This is a genomic window from Candidatus Acidulodesulfobacterium sp. H_13 (assembly GCF_048541835.1).
In the GTDB taxonomy this organism is placed as follows: Bacteria; SZUA-79; SZUA-79; order Acidulodesulfobacterales; family Acidulodesulfobacteraceae; genus QIJE01.
In genome coordinates, this window is sequence record NZ_JBLEOY010000002.1 from 439941 (window position 1) to 452333 (window position 12393).

The following is a 12393-nucleotide window of genomic DNA, read 5'->3' on the forward strand; positions in this document are numbered from 1 at the left end:
GAACGGGGGTATTTCTAAAATATTATATGCATATCCCGCATCTCTTGCATCCTTTAAAACATTGAGATGTTGTTTTAAATTTTTTACTTCTTAAATATTCTTTTAAAAGATATTTTTTGGTAACCCCCTGGTCTATTATGTCCCATGGTAAGAGCTCATCCATATCGAATTTTCTTATAAAATCATTTATATTGTAACCGGTCTCCTTTACGGCGTTTTTTAAGTTTACCCTGTTCTTAAAAGAATATATTAAGATATCTGACGATAGCCTTGAACCCCTTGCAAAAAAGGCTTCCATAAAAGCATTTTTAACGGTGTTTATTTTAATATTAAGATTAGGCAGCCTTCTGAGATTGTCTAATATATAATTTGCTTTGCGCTTAAGTATATTCGGATCTTCAAGGTTTTCCCATTGCAGGGGCGTCCACGCTTTAGGTACAAACGGCGAGAAGGAGACAGTAAGCGAGCCTATTCTTTTGTTTATTTTGGACGAAGAAACGAACTCCTTTTGCATCGCATTAATAAGTTCTATCGTTTCGTCTATATCCTGTTTCTCTTCGTAGGGCAGCCCGAACATAAAATACGACTTTATATTTATTATGCCTTTTCTGACGATATTCTTAAGCACACCTACTATTTTGTCGTTGGCAATATCTTTGTTTATAAGCCTTTTAAGCTTAGAGGAGCCCGTCTCTATGCCTAAAGTTACCGTTTTTATGCCCGTTTCTTTTATCAAGTCGAGGTTATTTTCGTCAAGACAGTCAAAGCGTATTGAGGATAAAGAAAACGGTTTTTGTGAATCTAACGAAAACTGCATTATTTTTCGAATATTTTCACTATCCATAGTGCCTAATCCTACGAACCCCGCTTTATCATTTTTGTTTAAAGATTTTATTTTACTTAAAACATTTTCTTGATTTGATTCTCTTAATGGCAGATATATATAGCCTGCGCTGCAAAAGCGGCACCCCCTTTTGCACCCCCTTTCTATTTCAATCATATTCATATTGCCAAGTTCTGAGAATTCCGTAGTGATGACGGAAGAAGAAGCAAAATCCTTATCTACCCATGTCCTTTTTATTTTTTTAGGAAAATCAGGAAGATTTTGAATTTCTCTTAAAACATTCGGTTTTTCTTTATCGAATATAAAGTTATAAGCGGATGGCACGTAAATACCTTTAATTTTTCCTCCACTTGCTATGACCTCGCTTTTATTTTTCTTTTCGATATCATTAAAAAAATCGGGGAAAATAGCCTCGGCTTCCCCGATAAATAATATATCGAAAATAGGAGCGACCGGCTCGGGGTTCATAAACGCTATTACTCCGCCTGCCATAATAAGCGGGAAAGAATCATTCCTGTTTTTGGATAAGAAAGGAATTTTCTCGACATCCAAGATAAAAAGAATATTGTGAAAATCGTTTTCATAACTTAAAGAGAAAAATATAAGATCGTAATTTATTAATCTTCTTCTCTTTTCGATAGATATGATGCCCTTAGACGTATCATCCTGCAAGAAAGCCCTGTCACACGATATAAATCCGGACTCGTTTATTAATTCGTAAGCCCTCAAGAAGCCGAGATTCGACATTGCGACTCCGTAATAGTTTGGAAATACGATAACGGCATTCAAACGAGCGTCCATGTGTTTTATAGATACGTTTCGCTCAGATTTGAGATAAAGGTCGTATAACTCGTCGATATTCTTAACATTATCATGTATATTGCGACTTACGGTCATGCGTTGAGTATTATTGCGCATAAATTTATTTATATTGAATTTTATCTTCATCCTTATTATTATATTAATAATATATTTTATAATATATAGGAGTGTAGTGCAATGAGAGGAGGGCGCGTCATGCCAGTTAACGTCCGGAGCAATAACAGCGAAGTTGCAGTATCGGTAATGCGATTAGTCAAGAAATATAAAGATGTCGTCGCGGTTAACGATATTTCTTTTAGCGTAAACAAGGGCGAGTTCTTTGCTTTTTTAGGCCCTAACGGTGCAGGTAAAACTACTACGATAAAAATTTTGTGCACGCTTATTCGTCAGACAAGCGGTAATGTATATATAAACGGTTACGATACAATAAGGAACAGAAAGGACGTCAGAATGTCTATAGGGCTCGTGTTTCAGGACCCTACTTTAGATAATGACTTGAGCGCTCTTGAGAACCTTAACTTCCACGCAAGGCTTTACGGTATGAATAGAGAGAGTGTCGGGGAAAGAATAGACCACATCTTGGATTTTATAGATTTATACGATTATAAAGATAAGCCGATAAAGTTGCTGTCGGGCGGAATGAAAAGAAGGCTTGAGGTTGGAAGAGGGCTTTTGCATTCCCCGTCCGTTCTGTTTCTCGACGAGCCTACCGCTGGTCTCGATATTCAAACAAGGATAAATATGTGGGATTTTATAGATAAGCTCAGGAAAGAAGAAGAAACTACGGTATTTTTAACCACGCATTACATAGAGGAAGCCGAAAACTGCGATAGAATAGCTGTTATAGATAAGGGTAAAATAATAGCGATAGATACGCCGTCAGAGCTTAAAAAATCGGTAAAATCCAAAGACGGTAATGTCCCGACCCTTTCGGACGCTTTTATATCTCTTGTCGGCAGGGAGGTAAGAGGCGAAGCGGGCACTGCAATAGACAGAATGAGGGAACTCAACAGGGTCTTAAGGAGATAAATTGCGATATGTGTTGTTATTCCTTATCTGATATAAATTTGGTCTTAATAGGCAAGCACTTTTAGAATAATCTTTGCTGAGGCTTCAATGACCATAGTCCACCTTAGAGCGTCAAGCGGAGTTTTACCCCATGCAAATGAGCCGTGTGATTTTATCATGAACACGCCGTTTTCTTTGAATATATCTTTTGCTTCAAATGTGGTTTTTAAGTCATCATTTTTAATGTTCTCCATTAAATTAAGCGGAAAAACATATATTTTCGGAAAAAAATATGCAGATTCGAAATCAAGAGGGACTATTTCGTCTAACTCCGGGTATTTTTCGTGAAGGCTTTTAAATAAGCATGGGTCAGGTTCGGCTTCTCTATTTTCGATATTGCTATTTTTATGCGGGTTTAAAGTCAAAGCGATTGCATTTAAGGGATGAGAATGAAAAACCGCCGAACCCGGAAAACTCTTCAATATGAATCTGTAAATGTCTATTTCCGATGACGCATCACCGTCCATACTTTTCGTATCTTTTTTAGATTTTATTAGCGGAACTGTCGTAAAATCATGAGATTGTAAATCAATAAGGCTTCTACCGGTTTTTGTGATTAGGACGTTATCTCCTATTCCCATGCCGATATTTCCGCTATGCGTGTCTATAAGCCCTTTATCAAAAGCGATATTACAAACCCGTCTTAATTCTAAGATCTTTTCATCAAATTCAATGCTGTTTTTTTTCATAGTATGTTTAATTTTATTTTAAAAATAGATTCATTGCAATTATTTTTTTATATTGAACGATGATTTGATTGCCGCTTAGTTTAGTGATATAATAATAAAATAATAGGTGAGGGGGCGTAACGGTTTCGACGGTGATATTAGGGTCATAAGTTGCATGTCGAGGACGCTTTGTAGGCTCGTTAATCATTCGAAGCACACATATAATCGCAGACAATTACGATTACGCATTAGCCGCTTAATCGGCTAACGTCTTTGAAATTTCTACCTGTAAGATTTCGAAGATGACAATTTGCAGGTTATAGCGTAAAGGTCTCCTTTACTTTTACGCCGAACTCTTAGAGGATGGCTAAAAAAAGGTCTTGTTTGTTCTTTGCTTTTTGAAGCCATATCTTTAAAGAATAAACTAAACATGTAGATGCTCTGATTTTAAATCTTCGGACGCGGGTTCGACTCCCGCCGCCTCCACCAATCAAAAAAGACCGGCTCCGTCCCTACAGAGAAAAACTCTTGGGTGACGGGTTTGTTCCTGCTTTTACATTGACGATAGACTCATTTACACTATTCTCCAGCCTTTCATCCTCTGTTTTATACGGTTGAAGTCAGAATCTCGTTTGGTTGGGCAATCCTTATTATGTCAATGAGTTGAACCGGTTTGTTTGTGCCTGATAGAACCGCAGATTCAATTACCGATGTCAGAACACAGATAATGAAAAAGTTATTATATGATAAAAAATATTTGACAAAGTATAAATTGGTTTGTATATTGTGAAAGTAGGTATGTGATATGGAGATAATATGAAGGTTCAAGAATATCCAATACAAAAAACTTACCGATAAAAACATATCAATCCCTTTTGTAAGTTCACTTCTTTTCACTCTCTATAATTGCTATTTCGTCCGGGGTCAGGTCGTAGAGTTTGTAGACAAGTTGATCTATTTCTCGTTCTTCAGGGGATGTATCTGCTCCTTTTTCTTTCCCGGCTATGATTTTATTTAATAATTCCTCAAAAGGTTTTTGCTGGGATGCGAGGGTTTTGGGGATGGGAAGTTTGATTAAAAATGCTTTCAGATATCTAACTCCATTTTTTCCAAGTTCTCCACCAGCATAAAATGTCTTAAAAAAATATGCAATAGGATTAGAATTCAATAAAGAAATTAAATATTTTGTATTTTTGCCTGTTAAAATAAAAGTTGTATTGGCTGGATAATATTTATTCTCATCATAATAAAATTGCGGTTTTCTTACTATCTCCTGATACATCACTTTATCCTTCTCAAATTCTTCGTAATAGGCGCATGCACGCAAATTCCACCAATTTAGTCCCTGATCGCCCCTTTTTTTTGCTCTATCTTCAAATTGTAAAAGATGTTTAAAAACAGCAGGATATAATTTGGGAATATCAATATCTAACCCTGTAGCAAGCAGCCACAACCCTGCCCACTCGCAACTATACCTCTTAATATCCCTGCCTCGCAGAATAGGTTTTAATATCTCCGCACTCTTAGAGTCTTCTTTGCACAGCCGCTCTTTTGTAGGTGTATCTACAATAAAGGCTTCGTTTAGACCGGTTTTCACACCATAATATATTTCAACATCCCACTCTTTCAAAGGTTTCCCTATGCGTTCAATTTTTTGTTTAAGTTTCTGTTCTTCGGGCGAAAGGATAATCCAACTGCCTTCGGACAGGTCGGTCAAAATGGTAAAAGATTTATCGGTTAATTGTTCAATGGGTTCTTTACCGGTTAATGTCAGGGCTTGCAATTTTATTTTATTTGGTTTGCTGTTTTTCACTAATAGAATAGCCGTGTCAACCGTTGCCGTATCAAATACATCGGGACCTAAATCAATGAGCTTGAGAGGATTTTTTTTACTAAAGAATCTGCGCAACGATATTCCATATTTTGTCCGCATCCATTTATTTGAAGTGATATAACAAAGTAAACCTTTATCTTTCAGTAGTTTCATCCCTTTTTCATAAAACAAAGCGTAAATATCACCGGTACGTTCAAAGGTCTCATACCCTTTGTTATCATATAAATCTGCATAATGACGGGTGTTGTCAGCCATTTTTTGCAACTGAATATATGGCGGATTAGCAATTACCACATCAAACCCATACATTTGACTATGCTTGGAATCGGTTTTCGCATAAAATATTTCAGAAAAATTGAGCTGCCACATAAAAAAATGTTTTATCTTTTTTCCACTAGTACATTCTTCTGATTGTTTTGCCTCATATTCAGGATCAAATCTCAATATTTTATAGAGTTTTTCCTTATCCTGTTTGATTAATTTATCTCTTTGCTCTTTTCTGGGCAATATTGAATACTTCTCTTCTATAACCTTAATCTTTTTAAAATAATTCAATTTTTTGTTTTTTAATTCAATCGTCAATATATTTATCTGCAAATTATCAATTTCTTCTTTTAGCTCTAATTTTTTCACTGTATTAGATTCACTTAAAAAGTCATCCTGCTTCTGTTGAAGACGCTCTATTGCTTTACCTGCCTCATCTTTAAACAACTCGCTTGCGGCATTTAAGTCAATTCCCGAGATTAAACTGTTACCCTGCATAATCCGGTAATCCAGGTTCGGCAGTGGTTTGATATTCTTAATATTATCCTCATCTACTATCAGTGACAGCCACAATCGCAGTTTGGCAATCTCCACCGCGCCGGGGTCAATATCCACACCATAAAGGGAGTGTTCAATAGAGCGGCGCTTGAATTCATAAGCTGTTCTGTTGCTGTCATTAATAAAAATTGACAGCACATTTCTTGCCTTGACAATCTCGCTCATCATCCCTACCGGAAAAGCACCGGAACCCACAGCCGGGTCACAGACGGTGATGTCAGCCAGTTTCCGGTCAATCAGTGCGGCGTTGCTGCGTATGCTTTCGGGCAGTTTTAATTTATAATCAGATGTTTTTTGCTTCCCTTCTTTTATATTTTGTCCTTTTATCAGTGCTGTTACTTCGTTTTCACTGACATGTTCGCCGGTGTAAATCAGGGTTTCAATATCTTCTTTTGAAGGAATTAGAGATTGCTTCGCTTTGCTCGCAATGACTTCGGTATGTAAATAGTTGATCAAACTCTGCCGGCACATGTAATGGACAATTTCGCGGGGAGTGTAATAGACGCCAAATGTTTTGTTGAATTTGTTCTCCTCGCTTTTTTTGCCGCTTTTTAATGCTTTTTTGAATTCATCATAATTATCAGGGCGGATGGCATTGAATTTCTCGTAGGCTTTCCCAAGCAGTTCCGGATCGATGGCCACTTCCTGTTCCATGGGTTCATCTTCTTTTACGGTAAAGTTATAGCGGTCGAAAATATCGAGGATACCGTCGCCGGTATCGTCTTCTTTGGTATTCATTGTATTGGAAAAAAGCTCGTTGGGAATCGTAATATTGGTATTCACCCAGTCGTAATTGCCGATAGGATCAAAAAGTCCGCCGTTCAGAAAGGGGATTTTGCAGTCAAACTGGCTGTAATAACCGTCGTCATCACTACGATCTCGGCGTAATGCCTCATAGAAGAGCGGTTCTAAAATGTCATCGAAGAAATTGTTATAACCGCCATGTTTTTTGTTAAACAGCTCCCGCAAAAATTGTTTTGAGCCGGTGCCCCAGTTATTATTACGCCCTACACCGAACCAGCCCTTTTTCTGCAGAAAATAAAGAAAAATAATCTGCCCGAGTAGCTTTTTTGCGAAGTTGACCGTATCAACACCCTTGGCATAGAAGTCAGCTTTGATTTTCGGATCATTTTTAACAACCCTGTCCAACTCTTCCTTGGTGCGAAGAAAAAGATCACGGTACTTGGAGAAAAATTCTTTGGTAACCGTTTCAATATCAAAGGCTTCTTCAATCTCCTTTAGGGTTGGGGTTTGTTCATCATTTGCAAGGATATTGACCAGACGGCTTTGGGCGGTGTGGCTTTTCTCATTGGCACCCACGAGAAACGACCAGCGTCGGGCAGGGGTAAATTCTTCTTTCACCTTCATTTGGCCGGTTTTGGTGTTTTCAAATTTGTAATCCATCTTGACTAGTGAAAACCGCCAATCATCTTCATCCGGGGCAACAAACGCAAACAGACCGGCATCTTTTTTGCCTCTATCAACAAGATATCTGCCAGCAAAATTTCTTTGCGTGGTGCGAGCATGATCAAGCGAATAGCCCTTTTGAAGATATGCGATTATTATATCAATCTTTTCCCCTTCGGGTGAGCTGAAAGTTCCAATGCGTTCATATGTTTTAATAACGGCTTTAAATGCCTCTTTTACGTAACCATGAACGTGAAAAACCTTGGATTCATCAATGCTATTTAAAAGGTTTCTCATAAAATTGATAAATCTCTCTCTATCAAAAGAGCGTTCAAATGTATCCTTGATAATTTTTTTTGCCTGTTGTTTATTCATGTTTTATCCCTCAGAACTGTTACAAGCCCTTTTTTGACGTTTTTAATGGTGTTACCATGCAAAATAATATTCAATACTGTATCATATGTGCAATTATTGGTCTTTAACGGTCAATTAGGCAATTTACGGCCATTTCATATTAATGACTATGTCCGATAAATGTCTGAAACATGTCCGTTATATCCGATAAATGTCCGTTAAACCAACTCATATTTCCGGCCTCTCTTTTCACCAATTTCTTTCAAAATATTTTTATTTATTAAATCTTGGAGGTCTCTGTATAAAGTTTTTTCAGAAATGTTTTTAATTAACGTCTTATAAGAAGATAAGGTTATAATCTTATCTTCTTTGATGTATTTAACTGCTAAATGTTCATTATGCCATATTTGTTTATATTCAACAGTCTGAGATTCTTTATTTGTCATAATTATTTTCCAGTCAGACCTGTTTGTGCAGTGCACACAGACAGGTATAACGAGAGGATCACCTCACGCTTACCAAATATTATTGGGTTCTTCTCTGCATAGTGGCTTTGCAGCAGCCGTTCGGGGATATTGGACTGTAAGACTGCCAGCACTTTGAAAGGATTTATCAGCTCACCCCTAAGCGTAGTCAGCGCTTTTAACGTATTTTTTGTCGTCTGTTTGGGCAAACCGCCTTCCTCAAGCTGAGTCGATACTTTCTTGATGTAAAGTTCCTGATCTTCGGTAAGTTTCTGCGTGTTTTTGAAGGTTGCCTTTATAATGCGCAGGATATTTGCGGAGCTGTCGTGTCCTCTTCTCTTTTGAGGTTCAGCTATTTCTTCGGTCATAGCAGTACTAAAGGCAACCTTGTTGCTGTCCAAAAGGTCATATATCCCGCTTGGCAGCCTTTCTATTTTTTCATCCGGGCCGCTTTCAAGTAGTTTTGCCGCTGTCATAAAATCGAGTTCTTCTGCTGTTTTCTTTGCCTGCGCCATGAAAAATTTCTGCAGTTTCCCGCGGCGAAAGTAGGTGATGAGCGCTTCCGTAGTATTCAAGCTGGAAGCCTGAACTACTTTGCCTGTACGAGCTTTCTTGGGCAGGTGTTTTATTTTTTCAAAGAGACTGGCATCCTTTTCGCGGATATCCCTGATAACATGTAGATATTTCAGTTCGCTATCCTCGGTTTCATCATCACCTTCCAGCGTTTTCTTTGAAATCAACCGATCAAACAGCTCGTGAGAGCCGATTGGCTCGCCTTCGGTTAAAAGCTCTGCATCTCCTCCAAGAAGAGTCAGAAAGGCATTGATTTTAGCCTCAGCAGCTTCTTTCAGCTTGATCTGATCGTTGGATTGTTTGGTAGGGAAAAAATTAAAGGTATGAATAACATCAAACGCCGTATCAACTCTGTTGATGCGGCCTACTCTCTGCATCATTTTGGTCGGATTCCACGGAATATCATAATTGATCACTACATTGGCGCGATGCAGGTTGACACCCTCAGAGAGAACTTCAGTGGAAATAAGTATGCGGTAATCATTTTTCCTGTGACGGGCCCTGGCGTCAAAGTTTTCAGTCACTTTATCACGTACGGACTCGCCTGAACCCCCTGTAAACAAAAGAACCTTGTCTGGATATTCTTCATTTATTTTTTCGAAAAGATAATTAGCAGTCTCCTTCGATTCGGTAAAAATAATAAGATGATTCTTCTGTAAAATCCTGTTTTTTGACAGTTCATGTATAAACTTTATGAGTTTCGGATCTCGGTTTACATTTTGCCACAATTCTTTGATTTCTACCAAAGTAGCGCGATCGTATTCCAAGTCATTTTTGAGTTCTTTTTTAAAATCTTTGCTCTCATATCTTTCAGCTTTGCCTTCATCTACCAATCGTTGAATCGCTGCATCATCATCATTGTCAAGAAATTCAAATATTTTACCAGTGTGTTTTTTGCTGACATAAACATTGCCGCTATCAAGCTCTTTTATGAACATTTCATAGGAATGCAAAAATCTGTTCACTGAATTTCTAAAGGCAAAAAAACTGCTTTCCAGGCGTTTAATCAGTAGTATTTTCATAAATCGCCCCATATTTTTTTGTGCTAATTCTTCAGGTTGAGTAATCTTGCCTGTATAATACAACATAGGCATATAGCGCGCATATTTGAACTGCAAGACAATAAGATTGATTGTTTTTGTGAATATATCGTCTTCGTTATCATTGAGCTCGTAAAACAGCGGCTCAGGTTTTTTTACCTCTGGAAATTTTAGTCTCTGTTCTTTTATGTCCTTGCTGAAATATTTTTCAATCTCTCTTCTGGTGCGGCGAACCATTAAATATTTTAACACCTTTTCGCGTATTTCTCTTGCGTTTGCTTTTACAATATCTATATATTCCGTATAGTCATTTTTTCTATCAAGATTTTTAAGCCTTTTATCAAGTCCGTTAAAAAAAGATTCCAGATCGGGCAGATTAGGGATGGTACTTTTTTTGGTTTTCTGAAATAGCTTAAGCAGGCTTAAAATATCCTTTGGTGTGTTATTATATGGAGTTGCCGTCACAAGGATAACTCGTTTGCCGCGGCAAATTTCCGCCAGTTTCTCATAGCTTGCAGTTGTTTCCGTTCTGAAGCGATGAGCCTCGTCTATAATAATATTTGTATATTTATCTGTTCCTTTATGCAGCAGTTTGTCCAGTTTGCCGAGTGATTCACAATATGCCGGAACATTGAAATCTGAAAATACATTGGGCCAGGAACCTGGATTAGATTTTTCCAAAAGCACCGGCGGGGCGATAACAAGTATTCTGCCGTCCAGTTGACCAGCCAGCATGGCCGAGATATAGGTTTTTCCCAATCCAACAACATCCGATATGAATACACCGCCATATTCCAGAAGTATCTTTTTAGCGTTTAAAACTGCCTGCTTCTGATATTCGAGCTCTTTGAACTCCTGCGGAAAATTTTTAATAAATACCTCACCGGTATGACCCAGCTCATCTTTGAAATATTCGTAGAGAAACTTCAGGTATAGCTGATAAGGAGTGATATTTTGAGTCAACCAGGTTTTGTCCTGAATAGTCTGAACATATTTTTCGCTGACATCTACAGCGTTATTCCATAATTCCTCAAATTTGTTTTTTGCAAAATCATAATCACTTCTATTTTTCAGTTCCACATTGAATTCAAGATTATCAATTAGCCCCGATCGCGTGAAATTGCTGGAGCCGGTGATAACACGGCCGATATCCCTGTCGCCTTCTCTGAAAGTCATGATGTAAAGTTTGGCGTGAACATTTTGTGACGGATAAGCCCTGATCTCCAGCTTGCCGCCTCCGATCCATTCGATAAATTTATGAACACCTTGCTCAACATCTCTATTATCCTCTGATACTTCCATCTCTTTTTGTACAAGATTTTCAACTTGCTGTTTGGTTTCTGCATGAGATAAATCAAATATTTGCCGGGAGGGTTCATAGGCATCTTTCATCATATCAAAAGTCTGACTGTTTGTGCTGATACCGATAAGAATTCTAATTTTTTCTGTAGTTTCCAAAGATTTATAGATTGCATAAAACCCGCTCGAGTAAAAGTATCCCGTGAGGCAATCGAAAAGTGCCGAATCTTTGATAAGGACTCTGAAGCGATCTTTCAGATCTTGACCCCTCTCGTTTGTGATAAATGATAAGTCGGTGTTCATCTGCACTCCATTATTTCACAGCTATCATATGAACAAGAATAGTAAAACATGTGGCTATGTCAAACAAACCCGGCGCATGTTTGTGACATAGAGGCATACCGTTGATCTATTCTTACTTCTTATTGTTTCTTCTTTATGCAAAGACAATAATATTTTTTAGACGCTTCAGGTTTTTCTGTTTTATATCTATCATTTTGTTGTTTAGTATCACTTATATTGCTACCGAATGTTATAAAAGTCAAGTATATCATGTTTGTATGATGATATATTGATAATGCCAAAGTAAACGGGTGTTGTGTCGGTATATTTAAGAATATCGAATAATTTTATTGGTTATGCCAACCAATACAGCTAATATACTATGAATGACATAAATAGGCTATTTATCAATAGCTATCTGCTTGAAATACAAGACAGCCCCGCACCTTTTTGTTATCGAGCCTCTGCTTGGGCAACGAAGGGATTACTGACCTGGTGACGAGATGATCTTCAACCTTATCCTCGGCAAGGCAAGGCTTAGGTAGGGGATGCCAACTGTAACGGTAAAACTATCTATGATTCCGGAATCAAAACCCTTCGGAACATCAAAGCCGTCATTCTGTCTCTTGGACCTGATTCATCGGATAAGGCAACCGATAACCCTAAACTTTTTGACTCCCACACGAATTATATATAACGAACACCTCACCCTTGAGCTTGAATTCCATATCCTGACCAGAAATCTCCTGCGGAGACTCTCGTTTTTACATTATTTTCATTGCAGCAGATACCCTTCAGAATGGGATTTCAACGAAATAATTAAAAAGGCTAAAGGAGTAAAAGTCTCAGTCTAAAGCCTGAAGTGGTATGAGCGGGAAAGATACTCTGCAAGACAGAATACCGGGATGAAGATAGG

At 37.9% G+C, this 12393-nt stretch carries 6 protein-coding genes and 1 other RNA gene; 2 read left to right on the forward strand and 5 right to left on the reverse strand.

What is annotated here, in order from left to right:
- Nucleotides 1-22: 22 nt before the first annotated feature.
- Complete coding sequence (locus ACMCNP_RS06725; protein WP_419315541.1) at nt 23-1792, reverse strand: radical SAM protein; 1770 nt, start codon at nt 1790-1792, stop codon at nt 23-25.
- 69 nt (nt 1793-1861) lie between these two features.
- Between ACMCNP_RS06725 and ACMCNP_RS06730 the strand changes: the two genes are divergently transcribed.
- Nucleotides 1862-2695, forward strand: a complete 834-nt coding sequence (locus tag ACMCNP_RS06730; RefSeq protein ID WP_419315543.1) for an ABC transporter ATP-binding protein — start codon at nt 1862-1864, stop codon at nt 2693-2695.
- Between the two features lie 44 nt (nt 2696-2739).
- On the opposite strand, the gene ACMCNP_RS06735 is transcribed toward ACMCNP_RS06730, so the two are convergent.
- Nucleotides 2740-3423: a class II aldolase/adducin family protein gene (locus ACMCNP_RS06735; RefSeq protein ID WP_419315546.1), complete on the reverse strand. Its 684-nt coding sequence runs from the start codon at nt 3421-3423 to the stop codon at nt 2740-2742.
- Nucleotides 3424-3533: 110 nt separating this feature from the next.
- Between ACMCNP_RS06735 and ssrA the strand changes: the two genes are divergently transcribed.
- Nucleotides 3534-3891: a transfer-messenger RNA gene (gene ssrA, locus ACMCNP_RS06740) on the forward strand.
- A gap of 394 nt (nt 3892-4285) precedes the next feature.
- On the opposite strand, the gene ACMCNP_RS06745 is transcribed toward ssrA, so the two are convergent.
- The 3 genes from ACMCNP_RS06745 to ACMCNP_RS06755 form a co-directional block, all read right to left on the reverse strand.
- A complete protein-coding gene (locus ACMCNP_RS06745; RefSeq protein ID WP_419315549.1) occupies nt 4286-7840 on the reverse strand; it encodes an Eco57I restriction-modification methylase domain-containing protein in 3555 nt (1184 codons plus the stop codon).
- 197 nt (nt 7841-8037) lie between these two features.
- Nucleotides 8038-8265, reverse strand: coding sequence for a hypothetical protein (locus tag ACMCNP_RS06750; RefSeq protein WP_419315552.1), 228 nt, complete (start codon nt 8263-8265; stop codon nt 8038-8040).
- A gap of 2 nt (nt 8266-8267) precedes the next feature.
- Nucleotides 8268-11498 (reverse strand): helicase-related protein, encoded by a 3231-nt coding sequence (locus ACMCNP_RS06755; protein ID WP_419315554.1) that lies wholly within the window; start codon nt 11496-11498, stop codon nt 8268-8270.
- Between the last annotated feature and the right edge of the window lie 895 nt (nt 11499-12393).

What these genes read in the sequence shown, in the direction of transcription:
- ACMCNP_RS06735 (WP_419315546.1), bottom strand. Translation starts at nt 3,423, where the DNA reads ATGAAAAAAAACAGCATTGAATTTGATGAAAAGATCTTAGAATTAAGA.
- ACMCNP_RS06750 (WP_419315552.1), bottom strand. Translation starts at nt 8,265, where the DNA reads ATGACAAATAAAGAATCTCAGACTGTTGAATATAAACAAATATGGCAT.
- ACMCNP_RS06745 (WP_419315549.1), bottom strand. Translation starts at nt 7,840, where the DNA reads ATGAATAAACAACAGGCAAAAAAAATTATCAAGGATACATTTGAACGC.
- ACMCNP_RS06730 (WP_419315543.1), top strand. Translation starts at nt 1,862, where the DNA reads ATGCCAGTTAACGTCCGGAGCAATAACAGCGAAGTTGCAGTATCGGTA.
- ACMCNP_RS06725 (WP_419315541.1), bottom strand. Translation starts at nt 1,792, where the DNA reads ATGAAGATAAAATTCAATATAAATAAATTTATGCGCAATAATACTCAA.
- ACMCNP_RS06755 (WP_419315554.1), bottom strand. Translation starts at nt 11,498, where the DNA reads ATGAACACCGACTTATCATTTATCACAAACGAGAGGGGTCAAGATCTG.